25 protein-coding genes are annotated in these 23,629 nt (G+C 45.0%); 13 read left to right on the plus strand and 12 right to left on the minus strand.

What is annotated here, in order from left to right; genetic code table 11:
* Window positions 1–80 precede the first annotated feature (80 nt).
* The 9 genes from AB6805_RS06415 to AB6805_RS06455 form a co-directional block, all read right to left on the minus strand.
* Window positions 81–581 carry an RNA polymerase sigma factor gene (locus tag AB6805_RS06415; protein ID WP_370908617.1) on the minus strand — a complete coding sequence of 167 codons (501 nt, stop codon included), beginning with the start codon at window positions 579–581 and terminating at the stop codon, window positions 81–83.
* A gap of 286 nt (window positions 582–867) precedes the next feature.
* A complete protein-coding gene (locus tag AB6805_RS06420; protein WP_370908618.1) occupies window positions 868–1,404 on the minus strand; it encodes an HdeD family acid-resistance protein in 537 nt (178 codons plus the stop codon).
* 406 nt (window positions 1,405–1,810) lie between these two features.
* Window positions 1,811–3,322 (minus strand): M28 family peptidase, encoded by a 1,512-nt coding sequence (locus tag AB6805_RS06425; RefSeq protein ID WP_370908619.1) that lies wholly within the window; start codon window positions 3,320–3,322, stop codon window positions 1,811–1,813.
* Window positions 3,323–3,450: 128 nt separating this feature from the next.
* The gene (gene rpiB, locus AB6805_RS06430) at window positions 3,451–3,906 is read right to left on the minus strand and encodes a ribose 5-phosphate isomerase B (RefSeq protein WP_370908620.1); all 456 of its coding nucleotides are present in this window, start codon (window positions 3,904–3,906) and stop codon (window positions 3,451–3,453) included.
* A 30-nt stretch (window positions 3,907–3,936) separates the two neighbouring features.
* The gene (tatC, locus tag AB6805_RS06435; protein ID WP_370908621.1) at window positions 3,937–4,794 is read right to left on the minus strand and encodes a twin-arginine translocase subunit TatC; all 858 of its coding nucleotides are present in this window, start codon (window positions 4,792–4,794) and stop codon (window positions 3,937–3,939) included.
* Between the two features lie 619 nt (window positions 4,795–5,413).
* Window positions 5,414–6,685 carry a hemolysin family protein gene (locus AB6805_RS06440; protein WP_370908622.1) on the minus strand — a complete coding sequence of 424 codons (1,272 nt, stop codon included), beginning with the start codon at window positions 6,683–6,685 and terminating at the stop codon, window positions 5,414–5,416.
* A gap of 42 nt (window positions 6,686–6,727) precedes the next feature.
* Window positions 6,728–7,297 carry a guanylate kinase gene (gmk, locus tag AB6805_RS06445; protein ID WP_370908623.1) on the minus strand — a complete coding sequence of 190 codons (570 nt, stop codon included), beginning with the start codon at window positions 7,295–7,297 and terminating at the stop codon, window positions 6,728–6,730.
* A 100-nt stretch (window positions 7,298–7,397) separates the two neighbouring features.
* Window positions 7,398–8,708 (minus strand): UDP-N-acetylglucosamine 1-carboxyvinyltransferase, encoded by a 1,311-nt coding sequence (murA, locus tag AB6805_RS06450; RefSeq protein WP_079471218.1) that lies wholly within the window; start codon window positions 8,706–8,708, stop codon window positions 7,398–7,400.
* The gene (locus AB6805_RS06455; RefSeq protein ID WP_370908624.1) at window positions 8,705–9,424 is read right to left on the minus strand and encodes a DUF4290 domain-containing protein; all 720 of its coding nucleotides are present in this window, start codon (window positions 9,422–9,424) and stop codon (window positions 8,705–8,707) included. The genes murA and AB6805_RS06455 overlap by 4 nt, the downstream gene beginning before the upstream one ends.
* A 142-nt stretch (window positions 9,425–9,566) precedes the next feature.
* Here AB6805_RS06455 and AB6805_RS06460 point away from each other — a divergent pair, with 142 nt between their 5' ends.
* Window positions 9,567–10,319 (plus strand): SDR family NAD(P)-dependent oxidoreductase, encoded by a 753-nt coding sequence (locus tag AB6805_RS06460; protein ID WP_370908625.1) that lies wholly within the window; start codon window positions 9,567–9,569, stop codon window positions 10,317–10,319.
* Window positions 10,320–10,428: 109 nt separating this feature from the next.
* Window positions 10,429–11,136, plus strand: coding sequence for an alpha/beta fold hydrolase (locus AB6805_RS06465; RefSeq protein WP_370908626.1), 708 nt, complete (start codon window positions 10,429–10,431; stop codon window positions 11,134–11,136).
* Between the two features lie 7 nt (window positions 11,137–11,143).
* Here AB6805_RS06465 and AB6805_RS06470 read toward each other — a convergent pair whose 3' ends face one another.
* Both AB6805_RS06470 and AB6805_RS06475 read right to left on the minus strand, forming a co-directional pair.
* Window positions 11,144–12,073, minus strand: a complete 930-nt coding sequence (locus tag AB6805_RS06470; protein WP_370908627.1) for a tryptophan 2,3-dioxygenase family protein — start codon at window positions 12,071–12,073, stop codon at window positions 11,144–11,146.
* Window positions 12,074–12,136: 63 nt separating this feature from the next.
* The gene (locus tag AB6805_RS06475; protein WP_079471223.1) at window positions 12,137–12,604 is read right to left on the minus strand and encodes an Lrp/AsnC ligand binding domain-containing protein; all 468 of its coding nucleotides are present in this window, start codon (window positions 12,602–12,604) and stop codon (window positions 12,137–12,139) included.
* A 533-nt stretch (window positions 12,605–13,137) separates the two neighbouring features.
* Between AB6805_RS06475 and trmB the strand changes: the two genes are divergently transcribed.
* From trmB to AB6805_RS06525, 10 genes are all read left to right on the plus strand, one after another.
* Complete coding sequence (gene trmB / locus AB6805_RS06480; protein WP_370908628.1) at window positions 13,138–13,845, plus strand: tRNA (guanosine(46)-N7)-methyltransferase TrmB; 708 nt, start codon at window positions 13,138–13,140, stop codon at window positions 13,843–13,845.
* Window positions 13,817–14,020 (plus strand): DUF5522 domain-containing protein, encoded by a 204-nt coding sequence (locus AB6805_RS06485; protein WP_370908629.1) that lies wholly within the window; start codon window positions 13,817–13,819, stop codon window positions 14,018–14,020. Before trmB ends, AB6805_RS06485 begins: the two co-directional genes overlap by 29 nt.
* The gene (locus AB6805_RS06490) at window positions 13,947–14,369 is read left to right on the plus strand and encodes an MGMT family protein (RefSeq protein WP_370908630.1); all 423 of its coding nucleotides are present in this window, start codon (window positions 13,947–13,949) and stop codon (window positions 14,367–14,369) included. The genes AB6805_RS06485 and AB6805_RS06490 overlap by 74 nt, the downstream gene beginning before the upstream one ends.
* A gap of 44 nt (window positions 14,370–14,413) precedes the next feature.
* Entirely contained in the window at window positions 14,414–14,857 is a 444-nt protein-coding gene (locus AB6805_RS06495) for an IPExxxVDY family protein (protein ID WP_370908631.1), read from the plus strand.
* Window positions 14,858–14,944: 87 nt separating this feature from the next.
* A complete protein-coding gene (locus tag AB6805_RS06500; RefSeq protein ID WP_370908632.1) occupies window positions 14,945–15,175 on the plus strand; it encodes a 4a-hydroxytetrahydrobiopterin dehydratase in 231 nt (76 codons plus the stop codon).
* 20 nt (window positions 15,176–15,195) lie between these two features.
* Window positions 15,196–17,280, plus strand: coding sequence for a histidine kinase (locus AB6805_RS06505; protein ID WP_370908633.1), 2,085 nt, complete (start codon window positions 15,196–15,198; stop codon window positions 17,278–17,280).
* A 29-nt stretch (window positions 17,281–17,309) separates the two neighbouring features.
* Entirely contained in the window at window positions 17,310–18,062 is a 753-nt protein-coding gene (locus tag AB6805_RS06510) for a LytR/AlgR family response regulator transcription factor (protein ID WP_370908634.1), read from the plus strand.
* Window positions 18,063–18,320: 258 nt separating this feature from the next.
* Complete coding sequence (locus AB6805_RS06515; RefSeq protein ID WP_370908635.1) at window positions 18,321–18,956, plus strand: TetR/AcrR family transcriptional regulator; 636 nt, start codon at window positions 18,321–18,323, stop codon at window positions 18,954–18,956.
* A 63-nt stretch (window positions 18,957–19,019) separates the two neighbouring features.
* Window positions 19,020–19,625 carry an outer membrane beta-barrel protein gene (locus AB6805_RS06520; protein ID WP_370908636.1) on the plus strand — a complete coding sequence of 202 codons (606 nt, stop codon included), beginning with the start codon at window positions 19,020–19,022 and terminating at the stop codon, window positions 19,623–19,625.
* A gap of 119 nt (window positions 19,626–19,744) precedes the next feature.
* Window positions 19,745–19,918 carry a hypothetical protein gene (locus tag AB6805_RS06525; RefSeq protein ID WP_370908637.1) on the plus strand — a complete coding sequence of 58 codons (174 nt, stop codon included), beginning with the start codon at window positions 19,745–19,747 and terminating at the stop codon, window positions 19,916–19,918.
* Window positions 19,919–19,991: 73 nt separating this feature from the next.
* Here AB6805_RS06525 and rho read toward each other — a convergent pair whose 3' ends face one another.
* Window positions 19,992–21,707, minus strand: a complete 1,716-nt coding sequence (gene rho / locus AB6805_RS06530) for a transcription termination factor Rho (protein WP_370908638.1) — start codon at window positions 21,705–21,707, stop codon at window positions 19,992–19,994.
* A 444-nt stretch (window positions 21,708–22,151) separates the two neighbouring features.
* Between rho and asnS the strand changes: the two genes are divergently transcribed.
* Window positions 22,152–23,591, plus strand: coding sequence for an asparagine--tRNA ligase (gene asnS / locus AB6805_RS06535; protein WP_370908639.1), 1,440 nt, complete (start codon window positions 22,152–22,154; stop codon window positions 23,589–23,591).
* The last annotated feature ends 38 nt before the right edge of the window (window positions 23,592–23,629 follow it).

Below are 23,629 nucleotides of genomic sequence, written 5' to 3' on the forward strand. Positions count from 1 at the left end.
GCGTCTTCAATGGTCACACTGAGGGTTTGCAGACTTCTGTTATCCAAGTCTGATGATATTATTGTTAGATTAACGAGCGGCTAATGCCTTGTGATACGCGTCTTCAGCATTTTCCGGGCAAAGTGGATACGGCTTTTTACCGTACCCAATGGTTCATTGAGTATAGCTGCAATTTCATAATACTTATAGCCTTCAAAATACAACAGGAATGGTTGCTTAAAAATAACCGGCAGATTATACACTGCCATCTGCACGTCTTTCACCCGCAGGTCTGATTCCGCGAAGTTTCCGATGGCAGAAGGCTGGTGGCTCAACAGGTAATCTCCTACTGCATTATCCAGCAACCGGTATTGGCGGTTACCGCGACGATAGTTATTAATGAAGATATTTCTCATGATCGTATATAGCCAGGCGCGGATGTTAGTGCCAGCGAGATACTTATCACGATTAGACAGTGCTCTGAATAAGGTTTCCTGGTAAAGATCTTTTGCGGATTCAGCGTCTTTAGTCAGTGTTACAGCATATGGCCGCAGGAAATCGGCATTTCCGAGTAATAAGTTATTAAATTCGGTGGATGACATAACGGTTAACTTTAAAGTATTCACAATTAGCTAGAACAACAGCCTGTAAATGGGCCGGGAGAAATAGCATCTGGGGTACCGCGGGTCTCCTTCCGGCGGATACTGCCTGCACCTGCCACGCTAATTTAAAAGGGAGGTATCAACACCCTGATAAACGGCAGCAACAGGCGCCCTAGTCAGGTGTTGTGACAATCATAAAGAACGGTTTTAGTTAAAGAATAAGCTTGCATAAATGGGGTGCTTTAAAAAATAGTAAATCAGGGTACTGTATCCTTCAATTATATAGCTATCGTTTAATGCTGCGCAGTCTGAATGATAGTAAAATGAGCATGATTCCTGTGAAAATTGCGTATATGCCAAAGATCCAGGTAAGTGTAACGGCGGCAGCCACGGGGTTTGCGACGAGGAGAATCCCAAAGATAATGGTCAGCAAACCACCTGCAATATACCAGCCCTCACCAGTTATCACTTTCCTCAACCTGATGGCAATAATCAGCTCAAACAGGCCTGCCAGCGCAGCCCAGAAAGCAACCAGGTAAATGAGTGCAGCACCAGTAGCAAAAGGATTATAAAAAGTGAGGATGCCTAATATAACGCCCAGCAGGCCTGAAAGCAGGAAAATACCCCAGTTCTCGTTCGTTTTCCTGGCTGCTATTGCACCTGCCACAGCAAAAAGGCCGGCGATAAAAAGATATGCGCCTAAGAAAACGATCAATGTGGTAAAAGTAGCACCAGGCCAACCTACGGCCAGTACTCCCAATACGAGAGCGAAAGTTCCTCTTAACAAAAAGAGCCACCAGTAAGCGTTATAAAAATCAGGCATGCATTCTCAGTTTTAGGTTTCCACTACGAGTGCTGTGTTATGGCAGGGTGTACCATTGCGCGCTATGAGCATTTCCGTTTCTCAACATTCTGAACAACCAGGATTATTAGCTACAAATACTTCAATGCATTAACTAGGTGTTTCCGTCGTAAACAATCAGGGCACAAGGGTGCTCGCCTTGTGGGATAGTATTTTATAAAAACAGAAAGGTGGCAGGTGTTTCCATACTGTAAGTTTATATGGTTAATAATCGCCTTAACTACTTGTAACTTGATTCACCTGTTCATTTTTTAAAAAAGAGACTCTATACACAATTTAAAAAAATTTGTTAAAAAAAACAAAAAGGATTTAGCCGGTACATCAATACCGGAATCGGGGATTTTTTGGAAGATTTGAGCTTATCGGTTTATTTTTCGTGCCGGTCAACCACCAGTTTCTGCTCGCGGTTGGCAATTTCCCAGGCGGTGTAAAAAACCAGGCGGGCCCTTTTTGCCAGCAGGTCGTAGCTGATCTTCTCCACAGTATCTGTTGGGGCGTGATAATCAGCATGTGTGCCATTAAAATAAAAAATGATGGGAATGCCATGTTGTGCAAACATATAGTGATCTGAGCGGTAGTAGAATCCTTCCGGATCGTTGGGATCGTTATATTTATAGTCCAGTTTAAGATGGGTATAGGTATCATTGGCTTTTTCATTAACCGGCCGCAATTCAGAGCTGAGTTTATTATCGCCGATTATATACACATAATTTGTATCTTTTTCATGTGCAGGATCAATGCGTCCTATCATGTCAATGTTCAGATCGGTTACGGTGTTGGTCAACGGGTAAACGGGATGCTCGGTATAATACTGGGAGCCCAGCAATCCTTTTTCCTCGCCGGATACAGTCATGAATACCATACTTCTCCGCGGACCGTTGCCGGCTTTTTTGGCGTGTGCAAAAGCGGCGGCAATTTCTATCACGGCGCTGGTACCTGAGCCGTCGTCGTCTGCGCCATAAAAAATTTCGTCGTCTTTTTTACCAAGATGATCATAGTGGGCAGTTACAAAAACAATTTCCTCTTTTTTATCGGTGCCTTCCAGGTAAGCCAGTACATTGGAAGGTTGTAAAACGGTAGCTGCTTTATCAAAAACAAGATGAACCGGTATTTGCGTAACCGGCGATGGCTTCCAGCCCCTGTTTATTTCTTCGAGGAGGTTATCGCCTTTATCGGTATGGAGTATATCGGCGGCCAGTGCGGGGGTGATGTAGTAAATATTTGGATTCCAGGAGGTATCTTTTTGCCAGTAAAGTCCGGTGGTATGGAGTTTTTTCTGCTCCAGGGAGCGGTATCTGCCGGCTGCGGGACTGATGATCAGTAAGGCAGCCACACCTTTATTTTTCGCGATGCTGATCCTCTCGTCGAGGCTGCGGCGGTCCCGTTGCAATCCTTTCCTGACATCATCCCTGATCATCACTACCTGGCCTTTTACGTCCATGTTTTCATAATCATTGTGATCTGCCGTTACCACACCTGCATCTGCATAAAATACACGGGATACGCGGAGATCCTGTTTGTTGCCGGAGCGAAGATCCGCCAGAAAATCCTGTGCAAATAAATATGTTTTATTACCTACGGTGATGGTGCTTTTTAGTAAACTATCTGAATAGATGGGATAATATTGTTCCCATTTCCCATGGGCGCCGGGTTGAAGTCCTGCGGCCGAGAACTGGCTGATGATATAGGCTGCAGCCCGCTCCTGTCCTCTTGTAGCGGTTTCCCTTCCTTCCATTTCCGGGCCTGCAATAATGTGCAGTTGCCGGCTAAGACCGGCGGCGGTAATGGTTTCACCATATTCAGCAGCCACTCCGTTATTGGTTTGTGCCTGCGCAATATTCATCAGCAACAGTAAGGCGACAGCAAACAGAACTCTCATGGAGTATTTTTTTATAGTCAGATTCACATGAATATTAAATAAAAAGAGCCGGTTGGAAGCCGGCTCTTTAATATTACTACAATTTCGTGTATTCGTTACAGTAAAAAATGATATATGGCTTTAAACCGTTACAGGCAAACCATTTTACGTACGCGGTCCTGGTGGCGGCCACCTTCAAACGGCGTACCCATAAACACTTCCACCATTTGATTGGCTGCAGGAATATCCACAAAACGGGCAGGGATACACAACACATTTGCGTTGTTGTGTGAACGTGCCAGCCGCGCCAGTTCTTCTCCCCAGCAGATAGCAGCACGGATCCCCTGGTGCTTGTTGGCAGTAATGGCCACCCCGTTGGCGCTGCCGCAAATAAGGATGCCGAAGGCCGCTTGTTCCCTTTCTACTGCTGTAGACACCGGGTGCGCATAATCAGGATAATCCACAGAATCTTTCGAGTGGGTGCCGTAATCCTTTACCTGCAAGCCTTTCGACTCCAGGAAAGAAATTACTTCTTCTTTATATTCATATCCTGCATGATCAGAACCGATAGCCACGGGCAATGTCAGGTTAAATATATTTTCCATTTTCAATATCTTATTAACTGTTAGAGATAATTAAGACCACTCTTCCACATCTGTTTTAGCCATCTTGTCTTCACGATCTTTCAGCGCCTTTTTCGATATAAAGATACTGATTTCATACAGACAGTATAAGGGTACAAATACGATCAGCTGATCTATCAGATCCGGCGGCGTAATTACTGCAGCCAGGATCAGGATCACCACGATGGCATGGCGCCTGTAAGCTTTAAGGAAATCCGGTGTGAGGATGCCCAGTTTGGTGAGGAAAAATACGAGGATAGGCAATTCAAACAGGATCCCCATACCCAGTACGATCTGTGTCATCAGATCAAAGTAATCATCTATAAAAAACTGGTTTACAGCTTTTGCCGTAACAGTATAGGAAGCGAGGAAGTTGATAGTGAAGGGCGCCATCAGGAAATAGGCGAATCCGATACCGAGGAAAAACTGAAAAGATACCCAGAAGATCACGCCTCTTGCTCCTTTCAGTTCTCTTTCTTTCAGCGCTGGTTTTACGAAGCGCCAAAACTCCCAGAAAATGTACGGAAAGGCGCAAATAAAGCCGATCATGAACGCCAGTTTAAATTGCAGCATAATCTGCCCCACCATCTTATAATTCAAAAACTGGACCTTTACAGGCGTAATACAGAGCCGGTCGCCCATGCCTATCCAATGGCTGATTTTACATAGTATCACATAAGAAGGGAAGTCGGCGTTGGTAGGTCCAAAAATTACGTTGTCCAGAATTTCCTCTGTATATAAAAAGCCGAATACGCTGAATGCAACAAGTGCCAGGGCCGATCTGACAAGGTGCCACCGGAGATCCTCGAGGTGGTCGAAAAAAGACATCTCTGCCTTATCCTCATTGCTTGCGAATAATTTCTTTAACATACTTTATACGGTCGAACGATGTTGAATACAGTTTCTTATTAAGGATCACAAATATAGCGGTTGCATACTACAAATTACAGTGTGCAGCCATAAAGTACCCTATTTTAATATTGCTTTAATCGAAGGTGGTGACTATGCCAATGGCATGTACGTAAAAAGAAAAAATCAGGAAGAAGAAAAAGAAGAAAAGCGTGGGAGCAGTTGGGAGAAAAAAAAGAGCCAGCCCGAGAAGAATCAAGAGCCGGCCTTTCATCCATTGTTTGTTAACCCCAAAAAAGTTGAATTCGAGAATGTCTTTAGCTTCCAGTTATGCTACTTACCTAATTGATGGCAAGCGTTCAGAATAAGTAAGAATCCCTGGTTGCGTTTTATATTGTAATACAAAAATAACAAGAATTATTTTATTATCAATGTTGGAACACTTTTTTTACAACCTTTTAACAAAAATCAAATCATTGTGTTACATCATCTGGAGCAAATGTATACAATCCGTGTTAAATTCCTACTACTTTTTTTAAAAACGTTTTAGCAAAATTGTTATTGTATCGTTAATCGTTACATTACGGAAATAATTATATCATATTAATATCAGATAAGTCAACCGATTTAACGGTAACCCTTATACTAACATCTTCATCTTCACCATTTCGATCCTGGTATCCGTAACATTCAGAATATCAAACTCATAATCATCGATTATAATGCGTTCCTTGATCTTTGGAATGGTTTCGTGATGGTTGATAATGTATCCCGACAATGTTTCACTTTCATCTTCCGGAAAGTCCAGTCCATATCGCTCATTCAAGTAATCGAGTTCTAATCTTCCTGAAAAAATATATTCTTTTTCGGCGATCTGCTTTTCTACAAATTCTTCTTCATCGTGTTCATCCTTGATTTCTCCGAAAATTTCTTCCAGTACATCTTCAATAGTTACGATACCTGCTGTTCCTCCGAACTCATCTACTACCCAGGCAATGCTCTTACGTTCTTTGTTGAACTTACTGAGCAGGTCAATAGCGCTCATTGTTTCCGGCACCGCCAATATGGGATGAATGATGCTTTTAATATCAGGCGGGCTCTTAAACATATCCAACTGGTGGATATAGCCCAGGATATTATCGATGGAACCTTCGTAAATAATGATTTTAGATAGTTTGGTGTCCATAAATTTACTCCGGGCATCACTGAGTGGCCGGTGTATTTCGAGCGCTTCTATTTCCTTGCGGGGAATAAGGCAGCCACGGATTTTTACGTGTGCGAGTGACAAGGCATTTTCAAACAGCTCTGTATTCAGCTCCTGGTTATTTTCCCCGAAGTGCTGTTGCGACTGCCGGATAAAATGTTCTACATCCACGCGGGTGAAGGATTCGCCATTTTCCACGATACGGACGTTGAACAAATATTTCAGCATCCATTCGGAGATTGAAGCGAGTACATTACCGATCACATACAATGGCTTGGCCACTAAGGAAACGGGCAGTGCAAAGAAACTGAGCAGTGCTTCCGGTCTTGACCTGAAAATTGCCCGTGGAATAAAAAAGCCAAGGAATAATACCAGCAGGGTGGCCAGTATTATTTCAACGAAAATAATAAAGGGTTGAATGCTGGCGGAATCAGGCGTCCGCATAATAGTGTCCAGGGCCGGCTGAAATACGCCTGCCACAAGGATCCCATAAACAACTATGGTGATCGTGAATCCTACCAGGCTGGTGGCCAGGAAGCGACTGGGGTTTTCATTCAGACTGGCTAATATTTTGCCAGTAGCCCTGCCTTGCTTTTTTTTGAGCTCAATGCTAAGTTTGTTAACATTGGCAAAGGCAGCTTCGATACCTGAAAAGAAGCCTGCCAGCAATACCAGGAAAACCAAAATAATTATTGTGTATCCGTCCATCCTAACAAAAATAACGAATTAGGAAAACCAACGATCACGTCGCTACTTTATATTTAAAAAATCTGTCACCAGTTTTTTTACTTCTTCATAGGCATGCTCCAGCTCGTCGTTCACCACAATCTGGTCGAATTCATGGGAAAACGACAGCTCATAGCGTGCTTTGGCGAGCCGTTCGTCCAGTGAGGACTGTGATTCCGTTCCTCTTTCACTGAGCCGGACGCGCAAGGCATCTAACGAGGGGGGCTGTATGAAAATAGTGAGTGCGTTGTCGTGATATTTTTCTTTGATAGATAATGCACCTTTTACATCGATGTCCACCATCGGGATCTGGTTGTTGTTCCAGATACGCTCCAGTTCACTTTTCAGGGTGCCGTAATATTTACCGGCATACACCATTTCATATTCTGCGAAGGCGTTTTCTTCAATCCGCTGATGAAATTCATCGGAGGACAGGAAGTAGTAGTCTTTTCCGTGTACTTCGCTGGCACGCGGGGTGCGGGTGCTGGCGGAAATCGAAAAGGACAGTACCGGCATGTTAGCCAGCAGTTTTTTCACGATGGTGGTTTTACCGGCGCCTGATGGAGCGGTAACGATGATGATCTTTCTTTCCATTATTAATTACAATCAAGGTAGCGGTTACTTCAAATGCAAAACCCAAAAACCAGTAAAATGTTTTGCTGGTATTTGGGTTTGATGAAGTATCAACAACTGTTTATACTCTCTTTATGTCTGCTCCCAGCTTTCTCAACCTTTCGTCGATGTACTGGTAGCCACGGTCTATCTGGTCAATGTTCTGAATGGTGCTCTTTCCTTCTGCGCTGAGTGCAGCGATCAGCAGGGATACGCCGGCGCGGATATCGGGAGATGACATGGTGATTCCGCGCAGGTTGTGCTGGCGGCCCAAACCGATTACCACTGCACGGTGCGGATCGCATAATACGATCTGTGCGCCCATGTCTATCAGTTTATCCACGAAAAACAGGCGGCTTTCAAACATCTTCTGATGGATCATCACGCTGCCTTTTGCCTGTGTAGCTACTACCAGCACAATACTGAGCAGGTCCGGTGTAAACCCGGGCCAGGGATGATCAGAAATAGTAAGAATGGAGCCATCGAGGAATGTCTGGATTTCGTAGGAGTCCTGCGAAGGAATATAAATATCGTTTCCCCTGATTTCCAGTTGGATACCTAGCTGACGGAATTTTTCCGGGATGATACCCAGGTTATCTACACCTGCATTCTTAATAGTGATTTCGCTTTGCGTCATGGCGGCCAGGCCAATGAAGGAGCCTATTTCGATCATATCCGGGAGCATGCTGTGTTCGCAGCCGCCAAGATATTTCACGCCTTCAATGGTGAGGAGGTTGGAGCCTACTCCGCTGATGCGGGCGCCCATGCGGTTCAGCATTTTACACAACTGCTGGAGATATGGTTCGCAGGCAGCGTTGTAAATAGTGGTGGTTCCTTCGGCCATTACCGCAGCCATTACAATATTGGCAGTACCGGTAACGCTTGGCTCATCCAGCAGCATATAAGTGCCTTTGAGCCCTCCGGAAGATTCCAGGCGGAAGTAATTATCATCCGCATCATATACAAACCTGGCTCCCAGTTTCTCGAACCCGATGATATGGGTATCCAGTCTGCGGCGGCCTATTTTATCGCCACCGGGTTTTGGGATGAAGGCGCGTCCGAACCTTGCCAGCAGCGGACCTGCAATCATCACCGAGCCACGGAGACGGCCGGATTTCTTTTTAAACTCAGGGCTTTCCAGGTATTTCAGGTCTACTGCATCTGCCTGAAATTCGCAGGTATCCCTGCTGATACGATTCAATTTTACGCCAGCATCTCCTAACAGCTCTATCAGCAGATTTACATCTACTATATCCGGAATATTGGTGATAGTAACCTTTTCGGGGGTTAGCATCACAGCACTGATGATTTGTAAAGCTTCGTTTTTGGCACCCTGGGGTATAATTTCCCCCTTTAAGCGGTTGCCGCCTCTTACTTCAAAAGCACTACTCACTTGTTCCTGTTTTTGTTGTATTTGTTATTGTGCTTATTGTTATTATCCCGGCTTTTGCTGCCGCCACTGCCGCTATTGCTGCTTTTGAACTTGTTTTGCTGGAAGTTTTTGCGCTTACTGGAGCGGAACTGGTCAGCTGCACCTGCTACGTTACCGCTTGGTACAAAGCTTACAGGGGCTGGAATATGGGCAGTATGACCCGGGTGGAATTCCAGCTGGTTGTCTGTAATAGCCAGTAATTCTGCCTTGATGGCATCATCGTGTACACTTTCCTTGTGCCAGTTACTGTAGGCCAGTTTCATATAATTACCGATACATTGGGTAAATCCTTCCTTTTTTTCGGGATTATCTTCGTGTACGGCTTTGTCAATGATCATTTCCAGGTTTTTACCGAAGTGACGGTTCCTGGGATATTTTTTTGGATAAGGAAGTCTGTCGGGTTTGGCTCTGAGCTTTTCAATAGTGGGGATTGGATAGGGTGATTCCACCTTCAGGCTAAAGCCGGAGATATTAAAAATATGATCCCACAATTTATGCCTGAAGTCTTCCACATTGCGTAAATGCGGGTTCAGCGTACCCATCAGCTCTATTACAGCCATAGCATTACGCTGGCGCTCTTCGTCGTCTTCTATGGTTACCAGGTACTCCACCATTTTCTGGATATTCCTGCCATATTCCTTCATTATCAGGTAATTGCGCGTGGTATTGTATTCCATTACTAGTATTTAAAAAAACATGATTTGATGATGGGACATCTTAAGTGAAGAAAATTAATCGGCAACATCTATGCAAACATAATAAAAAAATATGAGGAACATTTCATTGGGCTGTATTGTTTATTAGAGCAAAAACATTGTTATGGACCAATTGAAAAACAAGGTAGCGCTGGTTACTGGCGCGGGTTCCGGCATTGGTAAATGTGTAGCGGAGCTGTATGCCGCCAATGGCGCGGCCGTGGTGATCAGCGATATTGATGAAAAGGGTGGAAATGCTGTGGCAGATGGGATCAACAGCAAAGGAGGCAGAGCCATCTTTGTAAAATCGGATAGCAGTAGCCCGGCCGACTGTGAGCAACTGGTGTCCAAAACCCTGGCGGAGTTCAAGCAGCTGGATATTGCCTGTAATAATGCCGGTATTGGCGGAGCAGCAGCGCCCACAGGTGAGTATAAGCTGGAGGAGTGGCAAAAAGTTATTAACATAAATCTCAACGGCGTTTTTTATGGTATGCGCTACCAGTTGCCGGTGATGGAAAAAGCCGGTAGCGGTGTAATTGTGAACATGGCCTCCATACTTGGAGCGGTAGGTTTCGCAGGGTCCTGTGCTTATGTGGCGGCCAAACATGGCGTGGTAGGGCTTACCCAGGCGGCGGCAGTAGAATATTCCGCCAAAGGCGTCCGGGTAAATGCGGTAGGACCGGGATTTATTGAAACCCCATTATTAACCAAACATCTGAGCCAGCAGGAGATGCAGGCTCTTGTGGGTTTGCATCCCATAGGCCGGCTGGGCAAGCCGGAAGAGGTTGCAGAACTGGTATTATGGCTCAGTTCTCCGCAATCCTCTTTCGTAACCGGCAGCTACTATCCCATCGATGGAGCATACCTGGCCAGATGATTTGGTTATGTTGTTTTTTGGGTATTTCAGGGAGATAAAAAATAGCTATCTCCCTGAAAAATTCAAATAATCAAATAGGCAAATCCAAAATGTTTGCTAGTTTTAGTCAATGCAAACACATAAACTCCCCATACTTTTTTTACATGGCGCACTGGGCGCCTCTTCCCAATTTGAACCGCTGGCTAAGGAAATGTCTGACCATTACGATGTGCACCTGATTAATTTCAGCGGGCACGGCGATGTGCCTTTTTCGGAGCAGGGGTTCAGCATCCAGGTATTTGCGGCGGAAGTATTATCCTATCTTGAAACCCATCAACTCGACTTTGTACACATTTTCGGATACAGCATGGGTGGTTATGTAGCCATGTACCTGGCGCGGCATTACCCGGAAAAGACCGGGCGCGTGATTACGTTGGCCACCAAGTTTAACTGGAACGAGGCTACTGCCGGAAAAGAGATACGGCAGCTGAATCCGGATTTAATTGAGGAGAAAGTGCCCGCCTTTGCCAGGGTGCTGGAAGCCCGGCATACTGCCAGCGACTGGAAAACCGTTGTAACGCGCACTGCACAGCTGATAGAGGAACTGGGGCATCAGTCGCTGCTGAAGGCAGCCGATTATGCCCGGGTAGTAACCCCTTGCATGCTGATGATGGGCGACCGGGACAACATGGTGTCTTTCCATGAAACCATTGAAGTATACAGCGCCCTTCCGCTGGCGCAGTTAACGGTGATGCCGGATACGGCACATCCACTGGAAAAAGCGGATGTACCGTTACTGGCTTATTATTTAAGAAGATTTACCACGCAGGATATTTGACGGCGTTTTACTCGCCCATAGCAATTTTGCCCCAGTTGTTGAGTTCTTCTTCCGTCCATAGTTCGGGGAAGAAAACGATGCGTTTATTTTTTGGAGGCAGGAATTGCTGCCAGTTGGTGCCTCCGGTGGCGGCGATGTCTTCCGGTCTTTTATGCAGGTATCTTACCGCGGACTTGTAGTGCATCAGTGGCCAGCGTACGTTTACATTGAGATCGTATTCCTTTAGCAGGGGGATTAATTCCGTTTGTTCCGCAGGGGAGAGCTTTTTATAGCTGGCCAGCAGGTTACTGTCTTTGTACTCAGTGGCCAGTTTGAGGAAGGTATCCATATATTTCAGTTCAAACTGGCGGAGGGTAAGTGTTTTTTTACCTGTAGCCAGTTCGGTGGCGCCGCTTCTCCAGTAGATTTTGTCCAGCACGTCTTTCAGTTCCAGGCCTTCCACTTCCGGGCGCTGGGGTTCGTATACCAGGTTGTTTAGCCGGGTAGAGCAGATCTCGATCATGCGGAATTGTCCGCTCTGGAAGCCACTGGCAGGTAACAGCGCCATGCGGAATTGCAGGAACTGTTCCTTGTCCATCCCATCTACCATTATTTCAAATGAGCTGATAAGACTGTGGAAATAGTTGTTGATCCTTTTAAGCTGGGTTTTAAATATCTCAGCTGACAGTACAGGTGCAAGGCTGATTTGTTCGATTGCCTGCAACGATAATTTCAAATACAATTCCGTGATCTGGTGATAGATGATGAATATTCTTTCATCAGGAATTGGTGTGCGTGGATGTTGCAGATTAAGCAATACATCAAGCTGAATATAATCCCAATAAGTGAGGTAGTCCGCGTACAGAAGGCCATCCAGGTAGGATGACAGGTTCTGGCCCATGGCGGCATACTTTTCTTCCAGCCGTTGAATTTTTTCGGCGATTTCTGTTGTAACCATGGCGAAAATTAATAATTAAGAATGAAATAGCAACAGGGTAAGCCTTTCATCCTTAAAAACTAATTACTCTACCACGTTAATTGTTCTGTAAAAGCTTTCTTCCAGGGAAATCAGGGTTTCAGTTCTCTCAATGCCTTTAATTTTCTGCAGTTCATCGTGGAGGATACGGCGGAGCTGGGTGATATCTTTACAGATAATTTCTGCAAACATGCTGTAACTGCCCGTTGTATAGTTAAGGCGTACCATTTCGGGTATTTTCCTTAATTCCTTGGCTACCGTGTCGTACATGGAGCTTTTTTCCAGATAAATGCCGATAAAAGCGATCACATCATAGCCGATCATTTTTAAATCTACATGTAATTTAGTACCTTTAACTACACCCAGTTCTTGTAATTTCTTCATTCTCACGTGGATAGTCCCGCCGGAAACGAACAATTTCTTCCCCAGGTCGGCGTAGGAGATCTCAGCATTAGACATCATCTCGCTGATAATCTGCAAATCTAGTTTGTCAATATTCAAATTGTGGCTCATTTTTACAATTTGTTTTTGATTGTTTTAAAGTTATATGCAAATATTTAAAAAATATCGAAAATTCCAAAATTCTTCTTAAAAAATTTGCAAGAAAGTCACCTTCTCTTTAGATTTGCATCATAATCATTACGAAAACGGCTCACGGAAAGCAACAGCTGGTAACGATTCAAACACATTGTGGGATGATGAAATTGGCAGACATGCCCTCTTGTCTCGAGGGTGGGGATCACAGGATAAACGTAGTATAATTGGGTTGACCACTAATCTTACTTGTGCTACAGCTAACTGCCCCGTGGAGGTTCGACTCCTCCTCCTACAGCTTAATTGGTTTAAAGAGCTCGTAAGTTATCATGCTTACGGGCTTTTTTTATTGGGAATGGGCAGCATTTAACCTAAAGACCTGAATATCAACAAATTATCCAAGGCAAATAAACGCCTCAGCGAATTGAAAGAGTTCCCCGGAAAGTAAACTTCTTCCGCTCCCCCTCCCGATCCCATTTATATTTTCTTCTTTCGGCTTACTTTTGCGGCAAATGGGACAAAAAAAATTACAACGATTTGCTGAAATCGAAACCTTCCCCAATGTATTGATATACCCGGAAGGTATGCAGGGAAAATGGAATGAATTCTTCAAAAACAGCCACCCTGTTACATTAGAGCTGGCCTGTGGCAAAGGAGATTATACCCTGGGCATGGCCCGGCTGTTTCCTGATCAGAATTTTCTGGGTGTGGACCTCAAGGGCAACCGCATCTGGAGAGGCGCCAAAACCGCACTGGAAGAACCGCTGCCAAACGCGGCCTTCTTACGTACACAAATAGATAAGCTCCCTAATTATTTTGCACCGGGAGAAATAAAGGACATCTGGATTACCTTTCCGGACCCCTTCCTGCGCAATTCCAAGTCGAAGAAAAGGTTAACGCATCCTAAATTCCTGCAGCTGTTCCAGCCGTTGCTGGCGCCGGGAGCCACCATTAACCTGAAAACGGACTCCCCGCAGCTGTATGCTTTCACGCAGGAAGTAATTGCCGCGGCCGGATGCACCCTGATAGAAGATATTCCTGATGTATATGCATTACCGGAAGTACCGCCGTTGCTGAAGATCCAGACCTTTTATGAAGGCATGCACCTCGCCGATGGCAGAACGATCCGTTATCTTAAATTTCAATTGCCTGCTGCACCGTTGAACTGGCAAAGCATTAAACTGCCTTCCGATGAAGCAACCGTTGGTGGAGAAGATTGATTTTTACTATAATGCCCAGGGCTATATGGTATTTACCGAAAAATTCCACCTCGACCGGGGCTTCTGTTGTGGCAATGGCTGTAAGCACTGTCCTTTTAATTATGAAAAAGTACCCGAACCCGAAAGATCAGCACTCCTTGCCCGTCGCAGGGACGAAGGGAAAGAAAGCCGCTGAGCCGGTTTCTTTTTTTGAAACGGTTTTCAAAATTGCACGCACCATACCGCGCGGCAGGGTAACCTCCTATGGCGCCATTGCCGACGCTTCCGGTTTAAAACTCACCGGCCGTATGGTAGGCTGGGCAATGAATGCAGCCGGCAGCGCCAAACCGGCTGTTCCCGCGCATCGTGTGGTAAACAGCAAAGGAGAACTCAGCGGCCGGAGTCATTTTGCCACCCCTACCCTGATGCAGGAACTACTGGAACAGGAAGGTGTAGTTGTAAAAGAAGATAAAATAGAAAATTTTAAAGCCGTATTTTGGGACCCGGGACAACCTTTAAAAAAGGGCAGTAAAAAGAAAGGATAAATTTTTATTCAACATCCGGACCGGGTGCAGCGCTACTTTTCTATATGACAATACTCAAGCTTAAACTGGACAACGACCAATTGGTAGAGGACTTCTTTGAAAGTACCTACGTAATCGGCATTGCTTCCACCACGCGGGATTATCAGTTGTGCTGGCATATCAACCGGCAGTTGCATACCAATTTCAGGGTGAATAACAACCTGGAAATCGCCCTGTCCAAAAAAACAAGGTCCTTTCATTTCCCCGTATTTGAGTTTCACGAACCTACCAACTCGGTAGCGCATTATCTTTACAACAATCGCTGCCAGGCAGAATTCCTGCTGCCGGAACTTAAACAGATCAATTTTCTGTGGATGATAAAGGGTGATTACTATCAACCCGGCGATGTAAAAAAATTATTAGAAGAATTACGCCTTGTTCCGCTTGTACAATTAGTATCTTTACTTGATATCAGAGATATCAAAAATAAGATGAACCTTATTTTTTAGAAGAGGCACAACGCATCAGCGGTAGTATTTTGACCAGATTCCATGACAGACCCGATGTTTTTTTACTTTTTAAATTCCTGATTTTTTATGTGGGAAGAAAGAAATAAACAGCTTTACCGGGCTTTTGAATTCAAAGATTTTCGGGATGCATTTGCATTTATGACCAAGGTTGCACTGATTGCAGAGAAAATGGACCACCATCCTAACTGGAGCAACGTTTATAATAAAGTGGAAATATTCCTGAGCACACATGATGCCGGTGATATCATCACCGCTAAGGATGAAGCAATGGCAAAAGCTATTGACAAATTGCTATAACCAAACTTATATTACACTTTGTGAAGCGCATTATTCTAATGCTGCTGTTGTATTGTTACACTGCAGAATCCTTTGCCACTGTAGATCGTACCCCAGTAGACACCCTGATCACTGATACTGCTTTCGCCCCTGCGAACCTGGACCTGCGGCCTTATATGTACGTGCTGACAGCCGGCGAGCAGCACCTGACCCCGGAGCAGGCTGCCAACATGCCTTTTACCCGGCAGGAAAGCATCTTTCATAGTAATACCCAGAATAACGGACGGGTTAACAACTGCTGGCTGCGACTTACCGTAAAAAATAAAAGCAATAAACCACTCTCGTATCAGCTGTTTTCAGGCTGGCACGACTATATGTACTGGTATGTGCAAACGCCGGGTGATAAGCCCCGGCTGTTGATGGAAACCGGTTTAATGCTGGACAAGGGAGGGGTGGAAAGATGGAACCACTACGCGTTTGCCGTACAGGTACCGGCAGGAGCGCTTCGCACGTTTTACCTTCACATCGTCAATAAGTCGTACAACGAAGGCGCCCTGATGCCGGCACTCTTCAATACTGAATCCTATGGCGTTTTCCGGGATAAACAACTGGATGGTTTCCGTAAAGAAGCCGTGGTAATCCAGGTATTGCTGGGTATGCTGCTGGTATTTTTCAGCATTTCCATTATTAATTATATCCAGTTACCCGACAAATCGTATATCTATTTTGCGACCTATATACTTGGGTTGATCCTCTTTTTTGCCTTACGGCTGGACGATAAGCCTTACCAGTTGTCTTTTTTCCACCGCTGGCCCATGCTCAAATACTATTGGGACATTCCGGGCCTGCTGTTTTGCTTTTACCTGATGTACCTGCTATTCGGCAATGCCTTTCTTAACCTGACCGAACGGTATCCTTTTATGGAACGGGCATTTACATGGGTAGCGGCAATAGTAGGGGGGCTGATCATCCTATGCGTGTATTTTATCAGGATAGGCCAATACCATATGCCCACCATCATATACAGTTATGTATATTTTGTAACGCTGGTTCCATTACTGGCAGTATTTGTGGCACTGGCGCGGCGCTCCCGCCATCATCCGCTGGTGCGATTCTTTTTGTATGGATCCGTATGTTTATACCTGGCCTGCCTGGGCTCCTTCCTGATGCATGTGCGGCCACTGGGGCTGCTCGGCGCCCTGGGTGAACTGGCAGCGCCCACTATCCTCCTGATAGGCGGCGTACTGTTGCAGGCCATGTTTTTCCTTGCGGGGCTGAGTTACCGCAATAAATTGGTACACCTCGAAAGAACCCGTACACAGGAGCTCCTGATTAAGCAACTGAATAAAAATAAAGAGCTGCAGCGAAAGCTGAATGAGCAGCTGGAAGAGTTGGTAAAAGAGCAAACCACAGAAATCCTGCGCAAAAAGCAGGAGCTGGAAGAGCAGCGGAAAAAGCAACTGGAAACAGAATACGATAAGAAACTTACAGAAATTGAGCTCAAAGCCATCCGGGCCCAGATCAATCCGCACTTCATTTTCAACTGCCTGAATTCCATACAATTGTTTGTAATGCAGCGGGATTATGAGTATGCGCAGAAATATCTCTCCGATTTTTCTTACCTGATCCGTAAAACGCTGGACTTCTCCCGGCGTAATTTTATATCGCTGGCAGATGAAATTACCTATTTGAATACTTATCTTGGGTTAGAAAAGATGCGGTTTGAAAACCGGATGGAGTATGAAATAGTAGTAGACCCCGTGATTGCCACCGCCGAACTGGAAATCCCCGCAATGCTGTTGCAACCTTATGTAGAAAATGCCGTAAAGCATGGTATGACTAATCCCAAACAGCCAACAGGAAAGCTTTCCATTTATTTTAACCAGGTGGCGTCGGATATGCTGGAATGTGTGATCGCGGATAACGGAATTGGCATTGCACGTTCCAAATCATTGCGCATGCTGCCAAAGCATCACCAGTCGTCCGGCATGGAAATAAGCCAGAACCGTGCAGAGTTGCTGAACAAAATGTATAATACTGAAATCCATATAGAAATTATTGACAGATCATCTGAAGATGAATCGGACAGCGGCACGATCGTTAAAATACTGATCCCCCAGTTATAATTTAGTATATCCGTTAATGTTACTTTTTTATGATAAAGGCTATTATAATTGATGACGAGAGAAACAGCCGGGACATCATTGCGTTAATGCTCGGTAAATACTGCCCCGAAATTACGATTGCCGACATGGCCTCCGACTGTGCGGATGGTATCGAAAAGATCAAAGCGCACCGCCCCGAACTGGTATTTCTTGACCTGGAAATGCCTGATGGCACCGGCTTCGACGTGCTGGCCGGCACCTTACCTGACATCCCTTTTGAAGCAGTATTTGTAACCGCATTTGAAAAAAAGTTCCTGCATGTGATCCGCTTCAGCGATGTGGAACTGATTTTGAAGCCTATTGACAAAGAAAGCCTGTTGCAGGCCGTGGCGCTCATAACTGAGCGCATTAACACCGGCAGCAGCAAAGACCGCTACCGTGTATTACTGGAAAATTTCAATAACAGCAAACCGGTAGCCTGGCAGCTGTTGATCCCTGCTACTAACGGGGAAGCCTATACTATTAATATCCCCGCTATCGAATACCTGGAAGTAAAAGGCGATAACTGTATATTCCGCTTAAACTCCGGTAAGCTGATTACGGCAGTACAGTCGTTCCGCTACTATGCTGATCTTTTTACGTCCCTTCACTTCTACCAGATCAATAACAACCAGATGATCCAGATATCCAACATCAGTCACCTGGATGGCCCCTCAGGGAAGGTAGTGCTGAAAGGCGGTACCACATTGGATATCACTGAAAAAAGACAACGTGATCTGCTACACAAAATGGCTCATCATTAGTCATTCCGCTTCGTATATCCCTTCCCGGTAATTATACAATTTCAATTTTTACGGGGTCATACTTTCGATTTAGTTAACAATTTGCCAACGTTTTTGTGAACGTGTAAGTATTTCGATGGGTTTCCTTTCGTTTTAATGTGTTGCGCGAAGGGTACGTAACAATTTCTTAACAAAAAAATTTGGTGGTTTTAGTTTTGGTCGTACATTTGACCCGCAAAACGAAATAGTCAAACAGTCAGTTTTGGTTTGCATCACACTATGGCAGAACAGGACCTGAAACGAACGATGATTCTGGAAGCGGCGTTAAAGCGCTTCAAGCGGTTTGGGTTATCGAAAACTACCATGGAGGAAATAGCCAGGGATCTGGAAATTTCAAAAGGCTCTTTGTATTATTATTTTTCAGATAAAGAATCCATCTATGTAGCGGTGGTAGAGCGTATGATAGCCGATTGTTTTATTGACATGTCGGCATATGTGGAAGAAGCACGATGCACCGCGGATATCATGGATCGCTACCTCGCATTGAAGGAAAGAATGTTGCTGGAGTATCATTTTCTGTTTGGTGTAAACGAATGGATCAAGGATGTTCCTTCCAGCCGGATGCGGCAAACGATTGAGTTGTTGCAGCAGGTGGAAATATCTTTTCTTTCGGCTACCATCTCGAAAGGGGTGAGCAGCGGGGAACTCAACAAGGACACGGATACGGAACTCACGGCGCAGCTGCTGGTAAATGTATTATTCGGTTTATGGGTAATATGGTGCAAGTGGCAGGCAGCAGGTTTTGATCCGCACGACCGGGAAGCGCTGAAATGCTTTATGGATCGTGAAAAACAAGTACTGACCATTTTTTTTAATGGCTTAAGATATCGACCAAACATCAACCAGGGTTGCTAGAACGTATGTAGAAGAATCAATAACACAGGAATAGTTTTAATGAATATTTAAATTTAACGACAGATGAAAAAGTTGATTGTATTGGCCGCAGTAGCACTGTTCGGCACACAAGTAGCAAAGGCTCAGTTTTCGAAAGGCGATGTAATTTTAGGAGGTAATCTGAATGTTACGACCAGCTCACAGAAAGTAAAAGACACAGACAACAAAACCACCAGCACTTCCTTCGGTATCAGCCCGAAAGTTGGTGTGGCACTGACTCCTAACTGGGTTATCGGTGTATTTGCAAGATCAGAATTCAGCAACGACAAAAATGTTGCAGGTGTTAAAACCAAATCATCCGATATCACTCCGGGCGTTTTTGTTCGTAACTACCACATGATCGGTGAAAGCAAATTTGCATTCTTCGCTGAAGCCAATGCTGGCTACCACTTTGGTACAGACAAAACCGATGATACAAAAACAGCTACTTACAACGGTTTCTCCGTGAGAGTATTGCCTGGTATCACTTACTTCGTAAGCAAACATTTCATGCTGGAAGGTGCATTCGGTGGTCTGAGCTATGCTTACGATCAGAAGAAAGCAGAAGCAACAGGTGTTAAAACCAACACCAGCACTTTTAACTTCGATTTCCCTAAAGAATTTCAGGTTGGTGTAAACTGGATATTCTAAGCATCATATGATGTTTTATGTAAGATAGTTATAAGGTTAGATAGATTGGATAATCCCGCCGCAGTAATACTGTGGCGGGATTTTTGCATTTGTATGGATATTCTCTTAAAACAACCGTCATGCGAAACCTAAAACTTGTACTGTCGCTTTTTGCAGCTGCCATCATTTACAGTGGCTGTGTAACTACTCATCCCGGAGGTAATCCACATGGACTACCACCCGGTCAGCAAAAAAAGATCTATGGCACTAAATCCGCCAAACCATTTGCACCAGGCCAGCAGAAAAAACAATAGCTCGTATCTCATAAAAGCAAAACCCGTTACGGTTGTCCGTAACGGGTTTTTACTTTTATGAGATAACCTGTTTCTAGCTGTTCATAGAGATCAGGAATTCTTCGTTGTTTTTGGTTCCGCGCATATGTTGCAGCATGAAGTGCATCGACTCATCTGTGTTCATATCACCGAGGTGGTTGCGCAGGATGTGGATACGTTTCAGGGAATCTTTATCCAGCAACAGATCATCACGACGGGTAGAAGATGCAGAAACATCGATCGCCGGGAAGATACGTTTGTTAGCCAGTTTACGATCCAGCAACAGTTCCATGTTACCGGTACCTTTAAATTCTTCGAAGATCACCTCGTCCATTTTAGAACCGGTGTCAATCAATGCGGTAGCCAGGATGGTCAGTGAACCCCCATGTTCTATTTTACGTGCCGCACCGAAGAACTGTTTTGGTTTCTGCATGGCGTTAGCTTCCACACCACCGCTCAGTACTTTACCGGAAGCAGGTGCCACGGTATTGTGCGCTCTGGCGAGACGGGTAATGGAATCCAGGAGGATTACCACATCATGACCGCATTCTACCAGGCGTTTTGCTTTTTGCAGTGCGATGGCAGATACTTTCACGTGTTTTTCAGCTGGTTCATCGAAGGTAGAGGCAATCACTTCTGCCTTTACGCTGCGTTCCATATCTGTTACCTCTTCCGGACGCTCATCGATCAGTACCACCATCAGGTAAATTTCCGGGTGATTGGTAGCAATGGCGTTGGCTACTTCCTTCAGTAACATGGTTTTACCTACTTTAGGCTGCGCTACAATCAGTCCGCGTTGTCCTTTACCAATAGGCGTAAACATATCCATGATACGCGTGGAGTAGTTATTGGAGGTAGTGGTTAATCTCAGTTTTTCGAAAGGAAACAGTGGTGTCAGGTAATCGAAAGGTACACGGTCGCGTACTTCTTCCGGTGACTTGTTGTTAATTGTTTCCACTTTCAGCAAAGCAAAGTACTTCTCCCCTTCTTTAGGCGGACGTACAGAGCCTTTCACGGTATCGCCGGTTTTGAGGCCGAAGAGTTTAATCTGCGACGGAGATACGTAAATATCATCCGGGGAACTGAGGTAGTTATAATCGGAAGAGCGGAGGAAACCATAGCCATCGGGCATCATTTCCAGTACACCTTCACTTACAATAACACCATCAAATTCTATATTGAAAACTGGTTCTTTCTTGTTAGGGAAGCGGTTCTTCTGTGCTGCAGGCGCTACCGGGATTTCTCCGGGCACTACAAAATCGTCGTCTTCATCCAGCTCATCTTCTGCCGGAGGAATTACTACCACTTCTTCTTCCTCTTCCGGATCTTCGTCTTCTGTAAAAGAAGGGATAATGATATCATCATCATCATCGAAAGTGAGAGAAGGAATGCTGTCCAGGTCTATTTCAAAATCTTTTATTTTAGGTTTGGCAGAAGATACCGGTTTCTCGTCTTCGTCATTATCTTTTGATTTCGTTCCGGTAGCTTTTTTTGCTGCTGGTTTCTTAGCAGCCGGTTTTTCTTCAGCGTGAGCAGGTTCTTCAGCAGCGTTGTTTGCTTCGTCTTTCTTTACAGGTTTGCGTTTCCGTGCTTTCTTTTCGTCTCCGTTGGATTGGTTATCTTCTGAGGCTAATACTGCTTGTTTATCAAGAATTTTGTAGATGAGGTCCTGTTTGTTCAGTTTTTTTGCGTTGGGAACGTCCAGTTTCTCTGCAATATCAAGCAGCTCAGGAACGAGCATGTCGTTCAGTTGTAAGATGTCGTACATCATCTGTGTTGTCAAATTTTAGAAGTGTTGTGAGGCGGGTACCACTGCATACCAACATACACCAATTACAAATAATTGTTTTTGAGTCAATAAATTTAATTAGCTTATTAAATTTGATAGGGAATGATTGAGTTTAGGAACTGCCGATGAAGATGGAAAAATGAACTTAATCAGGCAGAATATACCGCAAGATTAAAACAAGTTTTACTATTATCCAAAAATATTTAAGTACAAATTGCCCCAAAGTGGCCCCTAAAACCGCTCTTCTCCGGGCTGTATCCTACTGTTAGCCGGGCGCCCAAACCCTTGTTTATACTGGGGTAGCGCCTGTTTAACCCCTCTTTTTTAACATTTCCTTTGCAGTGGCATCCCGGAAAAAGGCCGGAACCCGTACTACCTACTATGAAGTTTTCCACTTATTTTTGCAGTCCTAAAATTATATATATTATGAGCCAAAGGGTGAAAGTCAAGCAAATCTTGTCAGACGACAAGGCGCATTACGAAGTTACAGTTAAGGGTTGGGTGCGTTCATTCCGCAACAACCAGTTTATAGCTTTGAACGATGGCTCCACCAATAATAATTTACAAATTGTAATTAATACTGAGGATACGGACGCCGCGCTGCTGAAGCGTATCACTACCGGCGCGGCTATCAGCGCCACCGGCGAAATTATACCTTCCCTGGGTAAAGGGCAGAAAGTAGAATTAAAAGCTACCACCCTGGAAATACTGGGCGACTGTGATCCGGAAAAATACCCGCTGCAGCTGAAGAACAAGCCCAGCCTGGAATACCTGCGTGAAATAGCGCATCTGCGTTTCCGTACCAATACCTTCGGCGCCATCTTCCGGGTACGTCATGCACTGGCATTTGCAGTACACCGCTTCTTTAACGATCGCGGATTCGTATACCTGCACACGCCTATTATCACCGCTTCCGATGCAGAAGGCGCCGGTGAAATGTTCCGTGTAACCACGCTGGACATGAAAAACCCGCCACTGACCGAAAACGGCGATATTGATTACAAAGAAGACTTTTTCGGTAAATCCACCAACCTCACGGTTTCCGGGCAACTGGAAGGCGAACTGGGTGCTATGGCATTTGGTGATATCTATACTTTCGGCCCAACTTTCCGTGCTGAAAATTCCAACACAGCCCGCCATCTGGCGGAGTTCTGGATGATTGAACCGGAAATGGCCTTCTATGAGCTGGAAGATAATATGGACCTGGCGGAAGCATTTATCAAGTCCGTTATCGGATATGTACTTGATAACAATCGTGATGACCTCGACTTCCTGGCTACCCGCCTCACCGAAGAAGATAAACAAAAACCACAGCAGGAACGCAGTGAAATGGGCCTGATTGAAAAGCTGGAATTTGTGCTGCATAACGAGTTTGTACGTATTACCTATACAGAAGCTATCGACATTCTGAAAAACAGCAAGCATAACAGGAACAAGAAGTTCCAGTACCTGATCGAAGACTGGGGCGCCGACCTGCAGAGCGAGCACGAACGCTACCTGGTAGAAAAACACTTTAAGAAACCGGTGATCTTAACCGATTATCCTAAAGAGATCAAGTCTTTCTACATGAAGCTCAACGACGACAATAAAACCGTGCGGGCAATGGATATCCTGTTCCCCGGCATCGGTGAAATGGTTGGCGGTTCACAGCGTGAAGAGAACTACGACAAACTGGTAAAACGTATGGAAGAAATGCACGTACCAGTAGAAGAACTGAGCTGGTACCTGGATACCCGCCGCTTTGGTACCGCACCACACGCAGGCTTTGGCTTGGGCTTCGAACGCCTAATGCTGTTTGTTACCGGTATGACGAACATCCGCGATGTAATCGCCTTCCCGCGGACCCCGAAGAGTGCGGAGTTCTAGCGCGGATTTTGTCTTTCTCGCTGATTACGCTGATTATA

It is taken from the genome of Chitinophaga sp. RCC_12, from assembly GCF_041360695.1.
Lineage (GTDB): Bacteria > Bacteroidota > Bacteroidia > Chitinophagales > Chitinophagaceae > Chitinophaga.